Below are 21,000 nucleotides of genomic sequence, written 5' to 3'. Positions count from 1 at the left end.
TCGGATCAGGTCTCGCGCACCTGCAAACATTGAGCCCAGCATGGGCTCGGCTCTACAGAAGCCTGCTTGATCAGCCCAGAATTCCGGGCAGATCCAGCCCCTTCTCCTTCGCGCACTCCACCGCGATCTCATACCCGGCATCGGCATGGCGCATCACGCCGGTGGCCGGGTCGTTCCACAGCACGCGCGCAATGCGCTTCGCCGCCGCCTCGGTGCCATCGCAGACGATCACCATGCCGGCGTGCTGCGAGAAGCCCATGCCCACGCCGCCGCCGTGGTGCAGCGACACCCAGGTCGCGCCGCTGGCGGTGTTGAGCAGGGCGTTCAGCAGCGGCCAGTCGGACACCGCATCGGAACCATCGGCCATTGCCTCGGTCTCGCGGTTCGGCGAAGCCACGCTGCCGCTGTCCAGATGGTCGCGGCCGATCACCACCGGTGCCTTCAGTTCGCCGTTGGCCACCATCTCGTTGAAGGCCAGGCCCAGGCGATCGCGGTCGCCCAGACCCACCCAGCAGATGCGCGCGGGCAGGCCCTGGAACTTGATCTTCTCGGCAGCCATGTCCAGCCAGCGGTGCAAGTGCGGGTTGTCCGGAATCAGTTCCTTCACCTTGGCATCGGTCTTGGCGATGTCTTCCGGGTCGCCGCTCAGCGCGGCCCAGCGGAACGGGCCAATGCCGCGGCAGAACAGCGGGCGGATGTAGGCCGGCACGAAGCCCGGGAAATCGAAGGCATTGGCCACACCTTCTTCCAGCGCCATCTGCCGCAGGTTGTTGCCGTAGTCCACGGTCGGCACGCCCAGTGCGTGGAAGCCAAGCATGGCGCGGATGTGGTTGGCCATCGAGGCACGCGCGGCCTTTTCCACTTCCTTCGGCGCAGAGACACGCTTTTCGTCCCACTGCTCGACGGTCCAGCCCTGCGGCAGGTAGCCGTTCACCGGGTCGTGCGCGGAGGTCTGGTCGGTCAGCAGGTCGGGCTGGATGCCGCGCTCCAGCAGTTCAGCCAGCACGTCGGCCACGTTGCCGAGCAGGCCCACCGACTTCGGCGTGCCGGCCTTGCAGGCTTCGTCGATCAGCCGCAGCGCTTCGTCCAGGTTGTCGGTCCAGGTGTCCAGGTAGCCGGTGCGCAGGCGCATGTCGATGCTGCTCTTGCGGCACTCCACGGCCAGGCAGGACGCGCCGGCCATCACCGCGGCCAGCGGCTGTGCGCCACCCATGCCACCCAGGCCACCGGTGAACAGCCACTTGCCGGTCAGGTCGCCGCCGAAGTGCTGGCGTCCCATTTCCACGAAGGTTTCGTAGGTGCCCTGCACGATGCCCTGCGCGCCGATGTAGATCCAGCTGCCAGCGGTCATCTGGCCGTACATGGCCAGGCCCTTCTTATCCAGCTCGTTGAAGTGGTCCCAGTTGGCCCAGCGCGGCACCAGGTTGGAATTGGCGATCAGCACGCGCGGCGCATTGGCGTGGGTGCGGAACACGCCCACCGGCTTGCCCGACTGCACCAGCAGGGTCTGGTCGTCGTCCAGGCGCTTGAGCGTTTCGACGATGGCGTCAAAGCTTTCCCAGTCGCGCGCGGCGCGGCCGATGCCGCCGTACACCACCAGTTCCTGCGGGCGCTCGGCCACATCCGGGTGCAGGTTGTTCATCAGCATGCGCAGCGGCGCTTCAGTCAGCCAGCTCTTGGCGTTCAGCGTGGTGCCGGTGGGCGCGATGATGGTGCGGCTCGGGTCGTTGCGGGTCATGCGGCGCTCCGGTTGGTAGCGAATTCAAGGCAGGCGTTGAGCACCTGCGCCAGGGTGTGGCGCAGCGGTGCGGCGTGGTCGGGGTCGAGCGGGGTGGGCCAGCTGTGTTCGTCCACCTGGTCGGGCAGCGGTTCGTGCATGTAGCCGCGGCAGGCCAGCTCCATCTGCAGCGTATGTACGCCGCCGGCGATGTTGCTGTAGTGGCGGGTGATCCAGCCGCCCTTGAAGCGGCCGTTGCGCACCTGGCTCATGCCGCTGATCTTCAGCAGGTTCTCCACCACATCGCTCAGCGCGTTGTCGCAGGAGGTGTCCGGTGCGCCGGACGGGCCGGCCGTGCCCAGGTTGAACTGCGGCAGCTCGCCCTCGAACAGGTGCGGGATATGCGAGCGTATCGAATGCGCGTCATACATCACTACCGTGCCGTGGCGCTCGCGCAGGCGCGTGATCTGCGAAGCCAGTGCGTCGTGGTAGGGCGCGAAATAGGTGTCGCGGCGTCGTGCGATCTCCGCGTCATCCGGCTCGCGCCCGGCGTGGTACAGCGGCTGGTTGTCGAAGGTGGTCAGCGGGCACAGGCCGGTGGTGTTCTGGCCCGGGTACAACGACACGCCACTGGGGTCGCGGTTGAGGTCGATCACCGAACGCGAGATCGCCGAACGCACGGTGGTGGCGCCCATGCCGCGCACGAAGTCGTACAGCTCGTGCACCCACCAGTCGGCATCACGACGTGCCAGCCACGGCGAGTGGTAGTCGCCCATCAGCTCGTGCGGCAGCTCGCTGCCGGTATGCGGGAAACTGACGATCAACGGGGCGTCGCCCTCGTGTACCGTCAGCCATTCGGGCCGGGCATTCATGCCTGCGGCTCCACGGTCGGCAGCAGTTCACCCAGGCCCTGTGCCAGCGCGCCGCTGCGCACCAGGTTCGTGGCGGTCACCATGTCCGGGTGGAAGTAGCGGTCTTCTTCCAGCGTTGGCACCTGCGCGCGCAGGGTGGCTCGCACGGTCTCCAGCGCAGCGCTGGAGCGCAGCGGCGCGTGGAAATCACAGCCCTGCGCGGCGGCCAGCAGCTCGATACCAATCACGTTGGCCGCGTTCTCGGCCATCTGCATCAGGCGGCGTGCACCATGCGCGGCCATCGAGACGTGGTCCTCCTGGTTGGCCGAGGTCGGGATCGAATCGACGCTGGCCGGGTAGGCGCGCTGCTTGTTTTCCGAGACCAGCGCGGCGGCGGTCACCTGCGGAATCATGAAGCCGGAATTCAGGCCCGGGCGCGGAGTCAGGAACGCCGGCAGGCCGGACAGCGCCGGGTCCACCAGCATCGCCAGGCGGCGCTCGCTGATCGAACCGATCTCGCACACCGCCATCGCCAGCATGTCGGCAGCGAAGGCCACCGGTTCGGCGTGGAAGTTGCCGCCGGACAGCGCCTCACCGGTATCGGTGAACACCAGCGGATTGTCGGACACGCCATTGGCTTCGATTTCCAGCGTGGTCGCGGCCTGGCGCAGGATATCCAGCGCCGCGCCCATCACCTGCGGCTGGCAGCGCAGGCAGTACGGGTCCTGCACGCGCACGTCGTTGTCGCGGTGCGATTCGCGGATGTCCGAACCCTGCATCAGCGAGCGCAGCGTGGCGGCGGTGGCGATCTGCCCGCGCTGGCCACGGATGGCGTGGATGCGCGGGTCGAACGGCGTATCCGAGCCCTTCGCCGCTTCCACCGACAGCGCGCCGGTGACCAGCGCGGCCTGGAACACGGTCTCGATCTCGAACAGGCCCGCCAGCGCATACGCGGTGGAGAACTGCGTGCCGTTGAGCAGCGCGAGGCCTTCCTTCGCACCCAGTTCCACCGGCTGCAGGCCGGCACGCGCCAGTGCGTCCAGCGCCGGCAGGCGCTCGTCGCCGATGAAGGCCTCGCCTACGCCCAGCATCACGCTGGCCAGGTGTGAGAGCGGCGCCAGATCGCCGGAGGCACCGACCGAACCCTGTGCCGGCACCACCGGCAGCACGCCCTTCACCAGCATCGCTTCGAGCAGCAGCAGCGTTTCCTCGCGCACGCCCGAAGCGCCCTGGGCCAGGCTTACCAGCTTCAGGGCCATCATCAGCCGCACCACGCTGGCCGGCATTGGCTCACCCACACCGGCGGCATGCGAAAGCACGATGTTCCGCTGCAGGGTGGCCAGGTCTTCGCGCTCGATGCGCACGCTGGCCAGCTTGCCGAAGCCGGTGTTGATGCCATACACCGGCGCGCCCTTGGCGACGATGGCGGCCACCGCCGCCGCACTGGCGCGCACCACGGGCAGTGCGGCCGGGTCCAGCGCAAGCGGCGCACCGCGATAGGCCTGCCGCCACTGGGCGAGGGTGACATGGCCGGGGCGAAGAACCAGGGTGTTGCTCATGTGTTGCTCCAGGAAGCAGGCAGGTCGGGCTGCCCGCGCACCACGCGCGCGTGCAGCGGATTGAATCCCATGCGATAGACCAGGTCGGCCGGCGCGTCGATGTCCCAGATCGCCAGGTCACAGTCCATGCCCACCGCCAGGCGGCCGATGCGCCCGCCATGGCCCAGCGCACGCGCCGCTTCACGGGTGAAGCCAGCGATGCATTCGTCCACGGTCAGGCGGAACAGGGTCGCGCCCATGTTCATCGCCAGCAGCGGGCTGGTCAGCGGCGAGGTGCCGGGGTTGCTGTCGGTGGCCAACGCCAGCGGCACGCCGGCCGCACGCAGCGCGGCGATCGGGGGCAGGGTGGTATCGCGGGTGAAATAGAAGGCGCCGGGCAGCAGCACCGCCACGGTGCCAGCCGAGGCCATCGCGGCGATGCCGGCATCGTCCAGGTGCTCGATATGGTCGGCCGACAGCGCGCCGAAGCTGGCGGCCAGTTCGGCGCCATGCTGGTTGCTCATCTGCTCGGCGTGGATCTTCACCGCCAACCCGTTGGCACGTGCGGCTTCGAAGACCTGGCGTGCCTGCGCAGGCGAAAACGCGATGTTTTCGCAGAACACGTCCACCGCTTCGGCCAGGCCGTCGGCGGCGATGGCCGGAATCATCACGTTGCACACTTCGTCGGTGTATTCCTGGGCCTCGCGCCCCGGGGGCACCGCATGCGCACCGAGGAAGGTCGGCACCACGTTCACCCGGCATTCCTCGCCGAGTGCGCGGGCCACCTGCAGCTGTTTGCGCTCGTCGTCCAGGGTCAGGCCATAGCCGGATTTGATCTCCACCGTGGTCACGCCTTCGGCACGCATGGCCAGCAGGCGCGGACGGCTTTCGTCGGCCAGCTGTTGCGGCGAGGCGACGCGGGTGGCGCGCACGGTGGAGACGATGCCGCCGCCGGCACGGGCGATGTCGGCGTAGCTGACCCCCTGCAGGCGTTGTTCGAACTCGTTGGCGCGGTTGCCGGCGTAGACCAGGTGGGTGTGGCAGTCGACCAGGCCCGGCGAGATCCAGCGGCCTTCGCCATCGATGCGGGTGGTCGGACGCAGGTGCGCGTCGCTGCCGGCAGTGCCGACGTGGACGATGCGCCCTTCGGCGCAGGCCAGCACGCCGTTGCGGATGATCCCCAGGCCGGGGCCATCGAGGGTCATCAGGTGGACGTTGGACCAGAGGGTATCGACGTGCATGGCATCCACAACGCGGCTGTGCTTATATGTCTATACAATATAGGCGTCCATTTCGGGTTGTCCAGCCATGTCCGATTCGCGTTCCCCGCAGAGTTTCCATGCCGCCCACGCCCTGCTGGGCGAGGGCTGGGCGCGCGATGTCCGCCTGCAGGTGCAGGGCGGCCGCATCGCCCGCATTGACGCGGGGCAGGGCGCGCAGGACGGTGATACCCGCGTCGGCCTGCTGCTGCCGGGCCTGCCCAACCTGCACAGCCACGCCTTCCAGCGCGGCATGGCGGGCCTGACCGAGATCGGCGGGGGGGACGGCGACAGTTTCTGGAGCTGGCGCGAGCTGATGTACCGCTTCCTGGCCCACCTGCGCCCCGACGCGGTGCAGGCCATCGCCGCCCAGGCCTACATGGAAATGCTGGAAAGCGGCTTCACCCGGGTCGGCGAGTTCCATTACCTGCACCACCAGGCTGACGGCCAGCCCTACGCGCTGCGGGCCGAGATGAGCGCGCGCATCGCCGCCGCCGCCGACCAGACCGGCATCGGCCTGACCCTGCTGCCGGTCTTCTACGCCCACGCCGATTTTGGCGGCGCGCCGCCCAATCCCGCGCAGCGCCGGCTGATCCACGACGTGGACGGGTTCGCGCGGCTGCTGGAGGGGGCGAAGACGGCCTTGTCCACGTTGCCCGACGCGGTGCTGGGCATTGCCCCGCACAGCCTGCGCGCGGTCACCGGCGAGGAGCTGGATGCGCTGCTGCCGCTGACCACCGGCCCGGTACACATTCACATTGCCGAGCAGGTGCGCGAGGTCGAGGCCTGCCTGGCCTGGAGCGGCCAGCGGCCGGTGCAGTGGCTGTACGAACACGCGGCGGTGGATGCGCGCTGGTGCCTGGTGCACGCCACCCACATCACCGATGCCGAGCGCGCGCAGATGGTGGCCAGCCAGGCGGTGGCCGGCCTGTGCCCGATCACCGAGGCCAACCTGGGCGATGGCCTGTTCCCGATGCAGGCGTTCGCCCGCGAAGGCGGACGTTTCGGCGTCGGCTCCGATTCCAACGTGCTGATCGACGCTCCTGAGGAACTGCGCCTGCTCGAGTATGGCCAGCGCCTGGCCCTGCGCGGGCGCAACGTGCTGGCCCCGGATGCTTCGCGCAGCAGCGGCCGTTTCCTGTTCGAAGGTGCCCTGCACGGCGGCGCGCAGGCGCTGGGCGTGGCTGCCGGGCTGCAGGTCGGCGCCAGTGCCGATCTGCTTGAACTGGACCCCGCGCACCCGGCGCTGCAGGTGCGACAAGGTGACGCATGGCTTGACAGCTGGGTCTTCGCTGCACGTAATGGCGCGCTGCGTTCGGTCTGGCGCCATGGCCGCCAGGTCGTGGCCGACGGCCGCCACCTGCAGCGCGAGGCCATCACCACCGCCTTCGCCGCTGCCCTGCGTGGCGTGCTGGGCTGACCGCCTCCCTGCTTGTCGAGATCCTCATCGAGACCCCCACACCCGTGAAGGCCAGCAAGTCCGCCACGCTCAACCAGCGTATCCGCAGCGATCTGGAAAGCCGCATCCTCAGCGGCGAATGGGCGCCGGGTTTCCGCATCCCGTACGAGCACGAGCTGATGGAGCAGTACGGCTGCTCGCGGATGACGGTGAACAAGGTACTGACCGCGCTGGCCGAGAGCGGCATGATCGAGCGCCGCCGCCGTGCCGGTTCCTTCGTGGCGCGGCAGCCCCCGCACCTGGAACAGGTGGCGCTGGAGATTCCCGATATCGCCATGGAAGTCGGCTCGCGCGGCCACCAGTACGCCTACCAGCTGCTGCAGCGCGACCTGCGCCTGGCCGAGCCCGGCAATGCCGGCGAGCGGGAGCTGGCCGGCGCTGAGCCGTTGCTGGCGATGCGCTGCCTGCACCTGGCCGATGGCCGGCCGCTTGCGCTCGAGCACCGCCTGATCAGCCCGGTGGGCGTGCCCGAGGTGCTGGAAGTGGATTTCAGCACCACCGCGCCGGGCAGCTGGCTGCTGCAGAACGTGTCCTGGACCCGCGCCCAGCACCGCATCAGCGCGTGGGGCGCGGACGCGGCCGCGGCCAAGCTGCTTGAGGTGAAGCCGGGTACCGCCTGCCTGGTGATCGAGCGCCTGACCTGGCGCGGCGACCAGCCCATCACCCGCGTGCGGCAGATGTTCCTGGGCGATGCCTGGGACCTGGTGGCGCGTTTTGCGCCGGGTGCGCGGTAAGTCGCCCGCGTCCTGTAGAGCCGAGCCATGCTCGGCTGCTCCGTCGGGGCACGTGGACTGTCGCGTCCGCCTCTTCCGCAACGGCGCACGGGCGTTTAGCGTGCCTTTGACGCGGCGTCAGGCGGGTCCCATGCGATATCCAGTCTTGATCGAAGCCGGTGACGAACGTACAGCCTGGGGCGTGGTCGTGCCCGATCTGCCGGGCTGTTTCTCTGCTGCCGACACGCTTGATGAAGCGCTCAGTTCGGCGGAGGAGGCCGCGCTTGCCTGGATTGACGCCGCATTGGATGCAGGGAACTCCATCCCGACGCCGTCTGCGCCGCAGAAGCTCGTGACCGAAGCTGCCACCGGCACGCACTGGATTCTTGCTTACATCAACATTGATCCAGCCCTGTTGGACGATACCGTCGAGCGGGTCAACATCAGCCTGCCGCGGCGGATCCTTGCAAGGTTGGATGCGCAGGCCAAGGCGGCCGGCGAATCGCGTTCAAGCTACATCGCCCACCTTGCCGCGTTGGGTTGAAGCCGCGGAATCGTTTATCCATCCAGGCCATGCGTGGATGTTGCCCCATCAATACGTGGCGCACTGCCGCCAGCGTACTGGCTCGTCCACGCCGGGGCGGGCGTTGATCTGCACGCGCACGTTGCGCAGGGCGGGGTAGCGCAGCACTTCCTGGCACACCCGCGGCCACACCGCTTCCAGCTCGCCGGTGCGGTTGATGGCCAGGGTCTGACGGGTCAGCCAGACGCCGCTGGCAATGCCCGGCTGGCGGGACAACGCGCGGGCCATTTCCGCCTGGTAACGGTCCAGGGTGGCCGTATCTGGATTGAGGTCGTTGCGGTCGCCATCGGCCGCTGCAGCGGGTGCGGCTGCGGTGGGTGCGGCCGGTGCGACCGGCGCAGCCACATCCTCCGCGCTCGCCATCGGCGTTGCGGCCGGTTGCGCCTCGGCTGCGGCGGGTTCGGGTGCGGGTGACGGTGCAGGGGCCGGCACGGGCGTGCTTTCCGCCGCCGTCGCAGTGGGCTCCACATGCAGCCCCTGCAGGCCCAGCCCGACCAGCAGGCCCAGGGTCACCGCGCCCAGCGCGGCAATGGCGATGCGGCGCAGGGCTTCATGCCGGGCCGTGGCGCGCACACGCGTTTCAATCTCGCCCGGCAGGTAGGCCTGCAGCAGCGGCCACAGGCGCGGGCCGTCCAGCACTTCCACCGACTGCTTTTCCGCTGCAGCCAGGCCATCGCGCTCGACGCGGCCTTCGGTAATCAGCAGGCCGCCCTTGGCGCCGCCCAGGCGCGCGACCGCGCCCAGCTCGTTCACGGCAGCCGTACCGATGCGGTAGGCCAGGCCATGCTTGCAGGACACCAGCCAGGTGTTGGGACCATCGCTCAGCAGGAAATCACTGCTCGGTTCGCGGACTTCCTCGGTCGGGTCGGCCACTTCGCGCAGGCCGCGCTGCTCGCGCAGCATCCGCTTGATCAGCGTCGAAAACTCACGCCAATGCATGCCCGCCAGGGCTTGCAGCCCCAGTTGCATTTCCGTTCGCCGCCGCTTGATCCACCACAGATAGACGATTGCCAGGGTGCAGGTAAGCAGGGCCGACAGCAGGGCCAGGATCCAAGGGAGCATGCAGGAAGAGAGCGGAAGGGGCGAAAACGGAAGACCACAGTGTAAAGGCCGCGCCGTCCGAATGCGTCAGGGCGTTCCTGACACGGATTGTGATGCAGCCCGCAGATCCGCGTGGCGCAGGCACGAAAAAACCCGCCAATCCTGAAGCCGTGAGGGGAGGGAACAAACGGCAGGCGAAGCGATTGGCGGGTTCGTCGCGATTGTCAGACAATCTTTATTGCATTGCAACAATCGACGGTCAGGGCACGCCACCCGGCGATTGGTGGCTGCCCGGTGCGGGCGCATCGCTGCCCGAGGCCGCGCGGTTCTCCAGCTTGGCCAGGCGTGCATGCAGCACGTCCAGGCGCGCTTCGAGCCCGGCCAGTTCATCGGCGGTGGGTACGTGCAGGCGCTTGAGGACGCCCTGTACCTGGTCATCGAACGCCTTCTCGACCTTGTTCCAGGTGCCGGACGCCTTTTCGCGGGCCTCGTCCAGCGAGGTCTCCACGTTGTCGCGCCAGCCCGGCCCCTGCTCGCCGCTGCGTTCGCGGCGGCGGGCTTCCCAGGCTTCGCCTTCCTTCACCAGGCCATCGAAGAAGCGGCTGCCTTCGGCCTGTGCGCGGCCCAGGGCACCGAGGCCGGCCAGCCAGACCTGCTGTGCCGAATCGCTGAATCGGCGCGAAAAGCGCTCGGCCTGTTCGCCGAACGAAGCGTCGTCGTCACGGCGGTCGTCATTCTCGTACTGGTTCATCGCGCTTCCCGGGGGAGTTGGACCTGCCCCCGAGGGTAGCGCGCACGAACGTTGCTGGGCCGTGATGACCGCGGCCAGGGTTCAGCCCAGCTTTTCCTTCAGCACGCGCTGGATCTCGCTTTCCACCATGCCCTTCATGGCCGACAGCAGGAAGCCCAGCTTGGCGGTCACGCGCACCGCGCCCGGCTGCAGCTCGATGGCGCCGTCCACGCCGCTGCCGCTGAAGTTCAGCACGTCGGCAGCCCAGCTGGACTTCAGGCCGAAGCGCTCGCCCAGCTTGGCGGCAACCTGTTCGATCGCCTCGCGGGCCTGTGCATCGGGCAGGGCGTGGGCGTGGCGGACATCGATGGTGGACATGCAGGCTCCTGGCGCTGTGCGGGGATATCAAAGAGGGCGGCCATTGTGCGCATCGGCGGGCGCCACGCCAAGCGCCCGTCGCCGGTTCTTCTGCCTTGGCGAGCAACCTGCTAGTCTGCGCCGCGTGCAGAACCTGCTAGTTCACTTCAGTCAACAACAACAGCCCGACCAGCCCCTGCGGCCCGGGGTGCAGCGCATCGTGCGCCAGGCAAACGGCAGCGTGCGGCTGGGCGATCCCGGCCATGGCGCGCTCCTGCTGGCCCAGTTCTGCATGGACGACCGCGGCCTCTGGCTGCAGGTTGGCAACGGCATCCGCAGCATCCACGTGAACGGCCGCCCGGTGCGGCGCATGGCCCTGCTGCGTGCAGGCGATGCGGTCTATGTGGATGGCGTGGAAATGCTCCTGCAGGGTGAGGTCGAGAGCCTGCTGCAGGCGCCGTCGCCGTCGCCGGCCAGTGAGGGCAGCGCCGATGAGCAGCGCCTGCTGCGGGGTGTCGGCGGCCTGCACCATGGCCGCAGCTACACCCTGTCGCGCCCGCGCCTGGTGGGCAGTGGTGGCGACGCCGATATCGGGATTGACGATCCTGCGTTTGCCGAACAGCACGCGCGGGTGGAAGTGCACGGCGACCGCGTGCTGCTGCGCGACCTCGGCAGTGCCGACGGTGCCCGGGTCAACGGCGTGGCCGTGCGCCACTGCTGGCTGCAGCCAGGCGACCAGATCGTGTTCGATGGCCAGCACCGCTTCGTGCTCGAAGTGCCGCACGATCCGCGCCGGCGCCCGCTGCCGGCCGAGGACGACGCCGGCCAGGACGCCGAGCAGGTGGCCGATGCCCCCGTGGCTCCGCGCCGGGTACGGCGTTGGCCGTGGCTGCTGGCAAGTGCGTTGCTGCTGGCCGGTGTGCTCAGCCTGCTGCTCTGGTTCGGCGCGCGCTGATCTGCGTCCGCCGGGCATGCCCCGGCGCTACCGGTGCCGCGCGTGGGAAATGGATTCCAATGAAACCAAATTTCCCTTGCCGCACCAGGCCGCAAGGCTGGTGCACTGCGGCATACTAGGCGTCTTGCCCCACAGGTGTGACATGACGCGCGCGTTCAACTTCAGTGCCGGCCCTGCAACCTTGCCGGAATCGGTCCTGCGCCAGGCGCAGGCGGAAATGCTGGACTGGCACGGTGCCGGCGCCTCGATCGTGGAAATGAGCCATCGCGGCCCGGAATTCATGTCCGTGGCGGCCGAGGCCGAGGCCGACCTGCGCCGCCTGCTCGATATCCCCGATGACTACGCCGTGCTGTTCCTGCCCGGCGGCGCCACCACCCAGCAGGCGCTCATCCCGCTCAACTTCGCCCAGGCCGGCCAGCGTGCCGACTATGTGGTCAGCGGCCACTGGGGCAAGACGGCGGTCAAGCAGGCCAGCCCCTATGTCGGCGTCAACATCGCCGCCAGCAGCGAAGCCAATGGCTACCGCGCGCTGCCCGAGCGCAGCAGCTGGCAGCTTTCCAGCGATGCCGCCTACGTCCACATCACCGCCAACGAGACCATCCACGGCGTCGAGTTCCGTGATGTGCCCGACACCGGCGACGTCCCGCTGGTGGCCGATTTCAGCTCGTCCATCGCCAGCGAGCCGCTGGATGTGCGCCGCTATGGCGTCATCTATGCCGGCGCGCAGAAGAACCTGGGCCCGGTCGGCATCGCGGTGATGATCATCCGCCGGGACCTGCTCGAGCGCAGTGGCCAGGCCCGCGCGGACATCTTCGATTACCGCTCGCACGTCGCCCGCGATTCGATGCTCAATACGCCGCCTACCTGGAACTGGTACCTGGCCGGCCTGGTGTTCAAGTGGATGCTGGCCGAAGGTGGCGTGGTCGAGTTCGCCAAGCGCAATGCCGCCAAGGCCGCGCTGGTGTACGGCGCCATCGATGCCTCCGGCGGCTTCTATCGCAACGAAGTGGCGCACTCGGCGCGCTCGCGGATGAACATCCCGTTCTTCCTGCCCAGCGCCGATCTCGATGCCCGCTTCGTGGCCGAAGCCAAGGCCGCCGGCCTGCTGGCGCTGAAGGGCCACAAGGTGGTCGGTGGCATCCGTGCCTCGCTGTACAACGCCATGCCGCTGGCCGGGGCCGAGGCGCTGGTCGCCTTCATGGCCGATTTCCAGCAGCGCTACGGCTGAGCAATGAACGGCGCGCACCGTCGGGTGCGTGCCCCGCAACAAGGAATTCCGATGGCAAGCAAACCCAGCAAGAAGTCGCCGAAGAAGGGCGAGTCCGCCAAGGCCGCCGCCGCGCCCAAGGGCAAGGCCTCGCCCAGGACCACCCCGGTGCCGACCCAGGCGCCGCTGGCACTGGCCGACGTGCGCTCCAAGATCGACCAGATCGACCGTGACATCCAGAGCCTGATCGCCGAGCGTGCGCAGTTCGCCCACCAGGTCGGCAAGGCCAAGGGCAAGCTTGCCGCCGCCGTCGATTACTACCGCCCCGAGCGCGAAGCCCAGGTGCTGCGCATGGTGGTGGACCGCAACGAAGGCCCGCTCAGCGATGAAGTGCTGGTGCACGTCTACCGTGAAATCATGTCGGCCTGCCTGGCCCAGCAGGAACCGCTGAAGATCGGTTACCTCGGTCCGGAAGGCACCTTCAGCCAGCAGGCCGTGCTCAAGCACTTCGGCCGCTCGGCGCTGGGCCTGCCGATGGCCAGCATCGAAGAAGTGTTCCAGGAAGTGGAAGCGGGCAACGCTGATTTCGGCGTGGTGCCGGTGGAAAATTCGGGGCAGGGCACCATCCAGATCACCCTGGACATGTTCCTCACCTCCAACCTCAAGATCTGCGGTGAAGTGGAACTTCGCGTGCAGCAGTACCTGATGTCGCGCAGTGGCCGCCTGGAGGATATCGAGCGCGTCTACGGCCACCCGCAGTCGTTCATGCAGACCTCGGCGTGGATGCGCGCCAACCTGCCCAAGGCCGAGAAGATCCCGGTGGCCAGCAACGCCGAAGGCGCGCGCCGTGCGCGCAATGCCGACGACGCTGCGGCCATTGGTGGCGAAAGCGCCGGCCACGTGTACGGCCTGAAGAAGGTCGTCACCAAGCCCATCCAGAACGATGCCGACAACACCACCCGTTTCCTGGTGGTGGGCCGCAACATCTTCCCGACCTCCGGCCACGACCGCACTTCGGTGCTGGTGTTCATCCATGACAAGCCCGGCGCGCTGTTCGATGTGCTCAGCCCGTTCGCCCGCCATGGCATCAGCATGAACCGCATCGAGTCGCGCCCCTCGCACCACGGCAAGTGGGAATACGGCTTCTTCATCGACCTGGCCGGCCATATCGACGACGCACCGATGCAGGCCGCGCTGGCCGAGCTGGAAGCGCACTCGGCGCAGATCAAGGTGCTGGGTTCCTACCCGGTTGCCGTGCCCTGATTGCCGTTGCGGCCGCGTGCCGCGCCCTTTGATGCACCGCCGGCGTGCCGGCGTTTACGGAATGATCGAACGATGAGCAACGCGCAACACTGGATTGCCCGCAAGGGCCAGCCGCTGCAGGGCAGCCTGACCATCCCCGGCGACAAGTCGGTCTCGCACCGCTCGGTGATGTTTGCCGCGCTGGCCGATGGCACCTCGCATATCGAGGGCTTCCTGGAAGGCGAAGACACCCGTGCCACCGCGCGCATCTTCAGCCAGCTCGGCGTGCGCATCGAGACCCCCAGTGCGTCGCAGCGCATCGTCCACGGCGTCGGCATCGACGGCCTGCAGGCCCCCAGCGCGCCGCTGGACTGCGGTAACGCCGGCACCGGCATGCGCCTGCTGGCCGGCCTGCTGGCAGGCCAGGCGTTCGACTGCACCCTGGTGGGTGATGAATCGCTGTCCGGCCGGCCGATGCGCCGCGTCACCGGCCCGCTCGCGCAGATGGGCGCGAAGATCGACACCGAAAGCGATGGCACGCCGCCGCTGCACGTGCATGGCGGCCAGTCGCTACAGGGGATTGATTTCGCCTCGCCGGTGGCCAGCGCGCAGGTGAAGTCGGCCGTGCTGCTGGCCGGCCTGTACGCACAGGGCGAAACCAGCGTGCTCGAACCGCACCCGACCCGCGACTACACCGAGCGCATGCTGTCGGCCTTCGGCGTGGACATCGAGTTCTCGCCGGGCAAGGCCCGCCTGCGTGGCGGCCAGCGCCTGCGCGCGACCGATATTGTTGTTCCGGCCGATTTCTCCTCCGCGGCCTTCTTCCTGGTGGCCGCCAGCATCATCCCGGGGTCCGAGCTGCGCCTGAAGCAGGTCGGCCTCAACCCGCGCCGCACTGGCCTGCTGCACGCGCTGCGCCTGATGGGCGCGGACATCAACGAAGAGAATCCGGCCGAGCAGGGCGGTGAACCGGTGGCCGACCTGGTGGTGCGCTACGCCCCGCTGAAGGGCGCGCGCATTCCCGAAGCGCTTGTGCCGGACATGATCGACGAATTCCCGGCCCTGTTCGTGGCCGCCGCCGCCGCCGAAGGCCAGACCGTGGTGACCGGCGCTGCCGAGCTGCGGGTGAAGGAATCGGACCGCCTGGCGGCCATGGCCACCGGTCTGCGCGCGCTGGGCATGCAGGTGGATGAAACCGAGGACGGCGCCACGCTGCACGGTGGCATCACCCTGGGCAGCGGCACCATCGAAAGCCACGGTGACCACCGCATTGCGATGGCGTTTGCCATTGCCGGCCAGATCAGCGGCGGCGAAGTACGCATCAACGACATCGCCAACGTCGCCACGTCCTTCCCGGATTTCGACGGCCTGGCCCGCAGCGCCGGTTTCAACCTGGCCTGAGATCGCCGCGACGCCGCTGCGCTCGCCGGGCATGGCCCGGCGCTACCATTCGGCGCCCCGGTAGCGCCGGGCCATGCCCGGCGAAAACGAAGGCGCGCACGCATCCCGGTAGTGCCGGCCGCTGGCCGGCAAAAAAAGACGGAGGCCGAAGCCTCCGTCTCCCGATCACGAACCCCTCGTTCGCGATCAACGCTGCTCGGTACGGAAATCCACCGGCACGCGCACCACACTCGCCACCGCACGGCCGTCCTGCATAGCCGGCTGGAACTTCCAGCCCTGCACGGTGTTCAGCACCGCACGATCCAGGTCACGGCTGCGCTCGCCACTACGCGACACGATGCTCGCGTTGGTCACGTTGCCGCGGGTATCCACATCCAGGCTGGCAATCACGCTGCCCTGCACGCCATTGCGCAGCGCAGTGGGCGGGTAGCTCGGCTTGCCATTGCTGGCCAGCGGACGCGCCTCACGGTTGCGTACGGCCGGGGCCGCCTTGCGCTGCTCGCTGGCCGGCGCCGCGTTGCGGGCTGCCGGGGCCGTGGCCACAGGGGTCTCGCTGGCCGGCAGCATGCGCTCGCCCACGGGGGCCGGCGCCACGTCTTCCTGGCCCGAGAAACGCAGCCACATCAGCGCAGCAGCAAACATCGCCACGATGAGGGCCATCCACAGCCACGGCGACGTGCGCTGCGGGCGCTCGCTCACGTCCTGCTGCAGATGCGGGGAATGAAGGTGTTCATGGGCAGTAGCACTCATTGCAGACTCCTCGCGTCAGTAACGACGCTCAGAGTCTTGCCCGAGCCGGTGTAGTGGTGTGTCAGCGTTGCGTCAACGCAACCGGCAGGGTTCAGGTTGCCTGCCGGGATGCGTTCAGTTACTGCGGCTTGAAGTCAAACGGCACTTCAATGGAGCCCGGCACCGGCTGGCCATTGCTCAGCGCGGGGGTGAAGCGCCAGCGGCGCACCGCGTCGGTGGCCGCGCGGTCCAGGTCACGCGAACCGCTGCGCTGGATCACCGTGATGTTGTTGGCGTAGCCGGTGGCATCGACGTCCACCCGCACCACCACGCTGCCGGACTCGCCGCGACGCAGGGCGCCGGACGGGTAGGCCGGCGGCGGTGACTGGCCTGCCACGGGCATCGGCTGGCTGTTGCCCGTGGCCGGGGCGGTGCTGCCCGGTGCGGCCGGGGCCGGCTCAATGCTGGCCGGCGGGGGCGGGGCGGTTTCCACCAGCTTCGGCGCTTCCTCCTGCACCGGCGCCGGCTTGGCATCGGGCATGTCGCTGGAACCGGCCGCCGCGGCCAGGGGCTCGGGCAGCGGCTCGACCTGCGCGGTTTCCTGCGGGGTCTGCGTGGCCGGATCATCGGCGCGGAAGAATTCCTTGTCGCGGCCGGTCAACCAGACCACCACGAACAGCAGCACGCCCACGCCGAAGGCGATGCCGGCGATCTTCAGGGCGTTGCGCGGGATATGCACGGTGAACGACTTGGCAGGCGATGAGCGGGGTGCAGACATGGACCGGACCAGCAGGGAATGCCCCGATTCTGCCACGGCGGGAATGAACCGGGCGGCAGAAATCCGTATAACAGGCGATAATCCCGTCCCTGATACCCACCACGACACCTGCCATGCTTGATCCAGCCCTGCTCCGCCACCAGCCCGCCGACCTCGCCGAACGCCTGCGCACCAGCCGCGGCTTCGAGCTCGACGTGTCTGCCCTGGAGTCCCTGGAGGCCGATCGCAAGCGCATCCAGGTGCGGACCCAGGAGCTGCAGAGCCTGCGCAACAGCCGTTCCAAGGCCATCGGCCAGGCCAAGGCCAAGGGCGAGGACGTTTCGGCCATCATGGCCGAAGTGGCCGCGTTCGCCGATGAGCTGAAGGCCTCGGAAGTGGCGCTGGACGAGCTGCGCGAAAAGATCGACACCATCGCCGCGGGCATTCCGAACCTGCCGGCCGATGACGTGCCGGCGGGCGCCGATGAGAACGACAATGTCGAACAGGCGCGCTGGGGCACCCCGCGCACCTTCGATTTCCCGGTGCTGGACCACGTCGAGCTGGGCGCCCGCAACGCCGGCCTGGACGCGGAAACCGCTGCCAAGCTGTCGGGCTCGCGCTTCACCGTGCTGCGCGGCCAGATCGCGCGCCTGCACCGTGCCCTGGCCCAGTTCATGCTGGACCTGCACGCCGGTGAGCACGGCTATGAAGAAACCAACGTGCCGCTGCTGGTCAACGCCGATTCGCTGCGTGGCACCGGCCAGCTGCCGAAGTTCGAGGACGACCTGTTCAAGACCGCCGTGGGCGATTCCACGCGCTACCTGATCCCGACCTCGGAAGTGCCGCTGACCAACCTGGTGCGCGACGAGATCGTCGACGCCGAGCGCCTGCCGCTGCGCGTGACCGCCCATTCGATGTGCTTCCGCGCCGAAGCCGGCAGCGGTGGCCGCGACGTGCGCGGCATGATCCGCCAGCACCAGTTCGAGAAGGTTGAGCTGGTGTCGGTCTGCCGCCCGGAAGAGAGCGACGCCGAGCACACCCGCATGACCCGCTGCGCCGAAGTCGTGCTGGAAAAGCTGGGCCTGCCGTACCGCAAGGTGCTGCTGTGCACCGGTGACATGGGCTTCTCGGCCATCAAGACCTACGACCTGGAAGTCTGGCTGCCCTCGCAGAACACCTACCGCGAGATCAGCTCGTGCTCCAACACCGGTGATTTCCAGGCCCGCCGCATGCAGGCCCGCTGGCGCAACCCGGCCACCGGCAAGCCGGAACTGGTGCACACCCTGAACGGCTCGGGCGTAGCGGTCGGCCGCGCGATGATCGCCGTGATGGAGAACTACCAGAACGCCGACGGCACCATCACCGTGCCGGACGTCCTGCGCCCGTACATGGGCGGCGTCGAAACCATCGGCTGAACCCGGTAGCGCCGGGCCATGCCCGGCGTTTTTGGGTGGGGAACCGCGCATTGCGCGGTCCCGCATCCACGCATGGCGTGGATCTACTGAATTGGTCGCGCATTGCGCGGTCCCGCATCCATGCATGGCGTGGATTTAAGCGCCGATGCAGTAGATCCACGCCATGCGTGGATGAACCTCGCGATCACCCCACAACCCGCACCTTCTCCAACGGCACCCACCCGGGCTCGCCCGTCTCCGGCACGCACCACGCCCAACCATTGAGCGTGCGCACCCCGCGCAGCCGCTGCCCCGGCTCGACATCCAGCTCGCGCGCGCAATAGTCCTCGGTGGCAAACGCGTCACCCTGCGCATCGCGCCCGATTACCGGCGCAGGCACGAACCCCGGTTCCTGCCCCTCGGCCTGGCACAGAAACCAGTCTTCCCAGCCCTCGGGGCCTTCATAACGCTCGCCCACCACCAGCGCCTGTCCACGGCGCAGGGTGATCGGGTGCGGAAACTCGCTGCGATGCGCAGCCGTCACGATGTAGTTCATGACTCAGCCTAACGTTCTGATGAGTGCTATGCATGGCGCTGCATCCACGCATGGCGTGGATCTACTGCGTGTGCTTCGGTAGATCCACGCCATGCGTGGATGGCGCACCGCTCAGGTCAGACACAAAAAAACGGCCCCGCAAAGCGGAGCCGTCGGGGTGGGCCAGGATGGGGGAGGGACTCCCGGCCCGCAATCAGCGCCCCCGACGAGGAGGGGGGAGGGCGCCGATCACTGGAACGCAGTACTTACGCAGCCACTTCTTCGGCAGCGTGCGACGGCAGGGCCGACAGCGCGCCGGCAATGGCGTCTTCGCGGTGCTTCGGCGAGTAGGCGATGCCCTCGGCACGCACGAACTCGACGTTGTCGATGCCCATGAAGGCGAACACCTGGCGCAGGAAGGGCTCCTGGAAGTCAGCCGGCGAATCGGTGTAGATGCCGCCACGGGCGCTGACCACGATCACGCGCTTGCCGCCGGCCAGGCCCACCGGGCCGTTCTCGGTGTACTTGAAGGTGCGGCCGGCCACGGCAACGCGGTCGATCCAGGCCTTCAGCGTGGACGGAATGCTGAAGTTGTACATCGGTGCGCCGATGACCAGGATGTCGGCGGCCAGGAACTGCTGCATCACCTGTTCAGCATCGGTCGCCTCGGCGGCATCCACACCGGCCAGCGAGCTGCTGCGCAGATGAGGTACCGGATTGGCGTCAAGATCGCGATAATCGACCTGCAGGCCGTCGATCTGGTTCTTGAACTGAGCGACCACCGCGGCGGTCAGCTGGCGGGAGACGGAGTTGTCGCCAAGCACGCTGGCGTCGAGATGCAGAAGCTTCATGGCAGTCACCTATGTTCTGGAAGGAGGGGCGGGGTTTGCCGCCGACGGAGAGAACGATAGGTTGTTGCATGGGCGGGATAAAGGTGGTTCAATGCCACGAATTGTTCTAGATATGGAACTCGGGTATGCATGACCTGAATGACCTGTACTACTTCGCCATGGTCGTCGACCACGGCGGTTTCGCCGCCGCCGAGCGGGCCCTGGGCATCCCCAAATCGCGCCTGAGCCGTCGTATCAGCCAGCTTGAGACCGATCTGGGCGTGCGCCTGCTGCAGCGCTCCACGCGCCGCTTCGCCGTTACCGACGTTGGCACCAGCGTGCACCGCCACGCACAGACCATGCTGGCCGAGGCCCAGGCCGCGCGCGAGGTGGTCGACCGCCTCAGCGCCGAGCCGCGTGGCGTCGTGCGTGCCAGCGTGCCCGTCTCGCTGGCGCAGATGCAGCTGCCCAAGCTGCTGCCCAAGTTCCTCGAGCAGTACCCGAAGGTCCGCCTGCAGCTGAACATCAGCAACCGCCGCGTGGACATCATCAATGAAGGCTACGACGTGGCCCTGCGCGTGCGTTCGCGCCTGGATGACGATGGCAGCCTGGTAATGCGCAGCTTCGGCCAGGTGCAGGAACTGCTGGTGGCCAGCCCGAAGTACCTGGATCGCGCCGGCCGCCCGAAGGACCCGGAAGAGCTGACCCAGCACGTCACCCTCAGCATCAGCGAAGACGAGGCGCGCCAGCGCTGGGAACTGCATGGCCCCGAAGGCGAAGTGCGCCGGGTGGACCTGCAGCCGCGCGTGGCCGGCTTCGATTTCCCGCTGCTGCAGAGCATGGTGAAGGATGGTTTCGGCATCACCATGCTGCCGGAAACCGTCTGCGCCGAAGCCGTGCGCAATGGCGAGCTGGAAGTGGTGCTGCCGGACTGGTCGCTGCCGCAGGGCGTGTGCCACGCCGTGTTCGCCTCGCGCCGCGGCCTGCTGCCGGCGGTGCGCGTGTTCATCGATTTCCTGGCCGAACACCTGCCGCCGCAGCTGGAGGCCTCGCGCCTGGATTGCGGTGGCGCGTGCGAGAAGGCCAAGGAGAAGATCAAGGCCAGTGCGCTGGGTGCGCTGGCGGTGGATGCGGGCTGAGGGTTGCCAGTAGCGCCGGGCCGTGCCCGGCGTTACGCCGGTCTTGGGCAAATCGCCCAGCCGTGCGAGAATGCGTGCCCGGCCAACAGGCTGGGCCGATACGGAGAGATGGCCGAGCGGTTTAAGGCACCGGTCTTGAAAACCGGCGAAGGGTTAAACCTTCCGTGGGTTCGAATCCCACTCTCTCCGCCAAGTTGGCTGGTAAGCCATTGAACTTACAGGCTTATTTTCTTGCGCCTCGTGGCGTTCCCTACTTTGTTCCCTAAGCGGTCATCTGGTTACAATTGGGCAACGAAGAAGGGGAGTGGTATGACGAAGTCAACTACGTTCGAAGTCGCCTACGGCCCCTTGGTCGACGTCTGCAAGGCTCATGGCATCTCGCGGACGCGAGCATTCCAGTACGCACGTGACGGCCTATTGGAGACGTTCCCGATGGGTAATCGGACCTTCGTGTACGTCGCTAGCGTGCATGCGCTTCCAGAGAGATTGGGCGTCGTTCCTGGGCGCTGTGCTGAGGCGGAAGAGCAATAGCAGGGCGTAGCGCGTTGACCGAGCGCAGAGCG

The 21,000-nt window shown here is 68.0% G+C and carries 20 protein-coding genes and 1 tRNA gene; 10 read left to right on the top strand and 11 right to left on the bottom strand.

All coding sequences use genetic code 11. The features are described from left to right. Positions 1-70: 70 nt before the first annotated feature. Genes hutU through hutI form a run of 4 tightly spaced genes read right to left on the bottom strand, consistent with a single transcriptional unit; the run spans position 71 to position 5,347 of the window. Entirely contained in the window at positions 71-1,738 is a 1,668-nt protein-coding gene (gene hutU, locus QMZ26_RS05415; protein ID WP_283220811.1) for a urocanate hydratase, read from the bottom strand. Continuing rightward, positions 1,735-2,589, bottom strand: a complete 855-nt coding sequence (gene hutG, locus QMZ26_RS05410; RefSeq protein ID WP_283220810.1) for an N-formylglutamate deformylase — start codon at positions 2,587-2,589, stop codon at positions 1,735-1,737. The genes hutU and hutG overlap by 4 nt, the downstream gene beginning before the upstream one ends. Then, positions 2,586-4,127, bottom strand: coding sequence for a histidine ammonia-lyase (hutH, locus tag QMZ26_RS05405; RefSeq protein ID WP_200734236.1), 1,542 nt, complete (start codon positions 4,125-4,127; stop codon positions 2,586-2,588). Before hutH ends, hutG begins: the two co-directional genes overlap by 4 nt. Beyond that, positions 4,124-5,347, bottom strand: coding sequence for an imidazolonepropionase (gene hutI, locus QMZ26_RS05400; RefSeq protein ID WP_283220809.1), 1,224 nt, complete (start codon positions 5,345-5,347; stop codon positions 4,124-4,126). Before hutI ends, hutH begins: the two co-directional genes overlap by 4 nt. Before the next feature lie 67 nt (positions 5,348-5,414). On the opposite strand from hutI, the gene QMZ26_RS05395 reads away from it, so the two are divergent. From QMZ26_RS05395 to QMZ26_RS05385, 3 genes are all read left to right on the top strand, one after another. Then, complete coding sequence (locus tag QMZ26_RS05395) at positions 5,415-6,785, top strand: formimidoylglutamate deiminase (protein ID WP_283220808.1); 1,371 nt, start codon at positions 5,415-5,417, stop codon at positions 6,783-6,785. A gap of 44 nt (positions 6,786-6,829) precedes the next feature. Beyond that, positions 6,830-7,558 (top strand): histidine utilization repressor, encoded by a 729-nt coding sequence (gene hutC / locus QMZ26_RS05390; RefSeq protein WP_200734233.1) that lies wholly within the window; start codon positions 6,830-6,832, stop codon positions 7,556-7,558. A gap of 130 nt (positions 7,559-7,688) precedes the next feature. After that, positions 7,689-8,081 carry a type II toxin-antitoxin system HicB family antitoxin gene (locus QMZ26_RS05385; RefSeq protein WP_283220807.1) on the top strand — a complete coding sequence of 131 codons (393 nt, stop codon included), beginning with the start codon at positions 7,689-7,691 and terminating at the stop codon, positions 8,079-8,081. Between the two features lie 48 nt (positions 8,082-8,129). On the opposite strand, the gene QMZ26_RS05380 is transcribed toward QMZ26_RS05385, so the two are convergent. From QMZ26_RS05380 to QMZ26_RS05370, 3 genes are all read right to left on the bottom strand, one after another. Beyond that, entirely contained in the window at positions 8,130-9,182 is a 1,053-nt protein-coding gene (locus tag QMZ26_RS05380; RefSeq protein ID WP_283220806.1) for a restriction endonuclease, read from the bottom strand. 238 nt (positions 9,183-9,420) lie between these two features. Beyond that, positions 9,421-9,912: a phasin family protein gene (locus tag QMZ26_RS05375; RefSeq protein WP_283220805.1), complete on the bottom strand. Its 492-nt coding sequence runs from the start codon at positions 9,910-9,912 to the stop codon at positions 9,421-9,423. A gap of 81 nt (positions 9,913-9,993) precedes the next feature. Next, complete coding sequence (locus QMZ26_RS05370; RefSeq protein WP_079222346.1) at positions 9,994-10,269, bottom strand: polyhydroxyalkanoic acid system family protein; 276 nt, start codon at positions 10,267-10,269, stop codon at positions 9,994-9,996. A gap of 124 nt (positions 10,270-10,393) precedes the next feature. Between QMZ26_RS05370 and QMZ26_RS05365 the strand changes: the two genes are divergently transcribed. The 4 genes from QMZ26_RS05365 to aroA all read left to right on the top strand — a co-directional run bounded on the left by QMZ26_RS05365 (position 10,394) and on the right by aroA (position 15,053). Then, positions 10,394-11,203, top strand: coding sequence for an FHA domain-containing protein (locus QMZ26_RS05365; RefSeq protein ID WP_283220804.1), 810 nt, complete (start codon positions 10,394-10,396; stop codon positions 11,201-11,203). Positions 11,204-11,345: 142 nt separating this feature from the next. Next, positions 11,346-12,431: a 3-phosphoserine/phosphohydroxythreonine transaminase gene (gene serC, locus QMZ26_RS05360; RefSeq protein WP_283220803.1), complete on the top strand. Its 1,086-nt coding sequence runs from the start codon at positions 11,346-11,348 to the stop codon at positions 12,429-12,431. A 51-nt stretch (positions 12,432-12,482) separates the two neighbouring features. Then, entirely contained in the window at positions 12,483-13,673 is a 1,191-nt protein-coding gene (pheA, locus tag QMZ26_RS05355) for a prephenate dehydratase (RefSeq protein WP_283220802.1), read from the top strand. A 72-nt stretch (positions 13,674-13,745) separates the two neighbouring features. Next, positions 13,746-15,053 carry a 3-phosphoshikimate 1-carboxyvinyltransferase gene (aroA, locus tag QMZ26_RS05350; protein WP_283220801.1) on the top strand — a complete coding sequence of 436 codons (1,308 nt, stop codon included), beginning with the start codon at positions 13,746-13,748 and terminating at the stop codon, positions 15,051-15,053. A gap of 186 nt (positions 15,054-15,239) precedes the next feature. On the opposite strand, the gene QMZ26_RS05345 is transcribed toward aroA, so the two are convergent. Together QMZ26_RS05345 and QMZ26_RS05340 are read right to left on the bottom strand one after the other, a co-directional pair. Further along, on the bottom strand, positions 15,240-15,803 hold the full coding sequence (locus QMZ26_RS05345) for an energy transducer TonB (RefSeq protein WP_200732451.1): 564 nt from the start codon (positions 15,801-15,803) through the stop codon (positions 15,240-15,242). A gap of 118 nt (positions 15,804-15,921) precedes the next feature. Next, positions 15,922-16,560, bottom strand: a complete 639-nt coding sequence (locus QMZ26_RS05340) for an energy transducer TonB (protein WP_079222340.1) — start codon at positions 16,558-16,560, stop codon at positions 15,922-15,924. A 113-nt stretch (positions 16,561-16,673) separates the two neighbouring features. On the opposite strand from QMZ26_RS05340, the gene serS reads away from it, so the two are divergent. Continuing rightward, positions 16,674-17,954, top strand: coding sequence for a serine--tRNA ligase (gene serS / locus QMZ26_RS05335; protein WP_283220800.1), 1,281 nt, complete (start codon positions 16,674-16,676; stop codon positions 17,952-17,954). Positions 17,955-18,138: 184 nt separating this feature from the next. On the opposite strand, the gene QMZ26_RS05330 is transcribed toward serS, so the two are convergent. After that, positions 18,139-18,489 carry a ligand-binding protein SH3 gene (locus tag QMZ26_RS05330; RefSeq protein ID WP_283220799.1) on the bottom strand — a complete coding sequence of 117 codons (351 nt, stop codon included), beginning with the start codon at positions 18,487-18,489 and terminating at the stop codon, positions 18,139-18,141. Positions 18,490-18,734: 245 nt separating this feature from the next. Next, on the bottom strand, positions 18,735-19,319 hold the full coding sequence (locus tag QMZ26_RS05325) for an NAD(P)H-dependent oxidoreductase (protein WP_079222337.1): 585 nt from the start codon (positions 19,317-19,319) through the stop codon (positions 18,735-18,737). 125 nt (positions 19,320-19,444) lie between these two features. Between QMZ26_RS05325 and QMZ26_RS05320 the strand changes: the two genes are divergently transcribed. After that, positions 19,445-20,437, top strand: coding sequence for a LysR family transcriptional regulator (locus QMZ26_RS05320; protein WP_079222336.1), 993 nt, complete (start codon positions 19,445-19,447; stop codon positions 20,435-20,437). A gap of 102 nt (positions 20,438-20,539) precedes the next feature. Continuing rightward, positions 20,540-20,629, top strand: a tRNA-Ser gene (locus QMZ26_RS05315). Positions 20,630-21,000 lie beyond the last annotated feature (371 nt).

Origin of the sequence: Stenotrophomonas sp. PFBMAA-4 (genome assembly GCF_030053215.1) — a bacterium.
Taxonomy (GTDB): domain Bacteria; phylum Pseudomonadota; class Gammaproteobacteria; order Xanthomonadales; family Xanthomonadaceae; genus Stenotrophomonas.
The sequence above is the reverse complement of the archived record's forward strand: the minus strand, read 5'-3'. Positions and strand labels throughout refer to the sequence as shown.

Bases quoted from the DNA above. Each gene is read 5' to 3' on its own strand.
- hutU (WP_283220811.1), bottom strand. From the start codon at position 1,738: ATGACCCGCAACGACCCGAGCCGCACCATCATCGCGCCCACCGGCACC.
- hutG (WP_283220810.1), bottom strand. From the start codon at position 2,589: ATGAATGCCCGGCCCGAATGGCTGACGGTACACGAGGGCGACGCCCCG.
- hutH (WP_200734236.1), bottom strand. From the start codon at position 4,127: ATGAGCAACACCCTGGTTCTTCGCCCCGGCCATGTCACCCTCGCCCAG.
- hutI (WP_283220809.1), bottom strand. From the start codon at position 5,347: ATGCACGTCGATACCCTCTGGTCCAACGTCCACCTGATGACCCTCGAT.
- QMZ26_RS05395 (WP_283220808.1), top strand. From the start codon at position 5,415: ATGTCCGATTCGCGTTCCCCGCAGAGTTTCCATGCCGCCCACGCCCTG.
- QMZ26_RS05385 (WP_283220807.1), top strand. From the start codon at position 7,689: ATGCGATATCCAGTCTTGATCGAAGCCGGTGACGAACGTACAGCCTGG.
- QMZ26_RS05380 (WP_283220806.1), bottom strand. From the start codon at position 9,182: ATGCTCCCTTGGATCCTGGCCCTGCTGTCGGCCCTGCTTACCTGCACC.
- QMZ26_RS05375 (WP_283220805.1), bottom strand. From the start codon at position 9,912: ATGAACCAGTACGAGAATGACGACCGCCGTGACGACGACGCTTCGTTC.
- QMZ26_RS05370 (WP_079222346.1), bottom strand. From the start codon at position 10,269: ATGTCCACCATCGATGTCCGCCACGCCCACGCCCTGCCCGATGCACAG.
- serC (WP_283220803.1), top strand. From the start codon at position 11,346: ATGACGCGCGCGTTCAACTTCAGTGCCGGCCCTGCAACCTTGCCGGAA.
- pheA (WP_283220802.1), top strand. From the start codon at position 12,483: ATGGCAAGCAAACCCAGCAAGAAGTCGCCGAAGAAGGGCGAGTCCGCC.
- aroA (WP_283220801.1), top strand. From the start codon at position 13,746: ATGAGCAACGCGCAACACTGGATTGCCCGCAAGGGCCAGCCGCTGCAG.
- QMZ26_RS05345 (WP_200732451.1), bottom strand. From the start codon at position 15,803: ATGAGTGCTACTGCCCATGAACACCTTCATTCCCCGCATCTGCAGCAG.
- QMZ26_RS05340 (WP_079222340.1), bottom strand. From the start codon at position 16,560: ATGTCTGCACCCCGCTCATCGCCTGCCAAGTCGTTCACCGTGCATATC.
- serS (WP_283220800.1), top strand. From the start codon at position 16,674: ATGCTTGATCCAGCCCTGCTCCGCCACCAGCCCGCCGACCTCGCCGAA.
- QMZ26_RS05330 (WP_283220799.1), bottom strand. From the start codon at position 18,489: ATGAACTACATCGTGACGGCTGCGCATCGCAGCGAGTTTCCGCACCCG.
- QMZ26_RS05325 (WP_079222337.1), bottom strand. From the start codon at position 19,319: ATGAAGCTTCTGCATCTCGACGCCAGCGTGCTTGGCGACAACTCCGTC.
- QMZ26_RS05320 (WP_079222336.1), top strand. From the start codon at position 19,445: ATGCATGACCTGAATGACCTGTACTACTTCGCCATGGTCGTCGACCAC.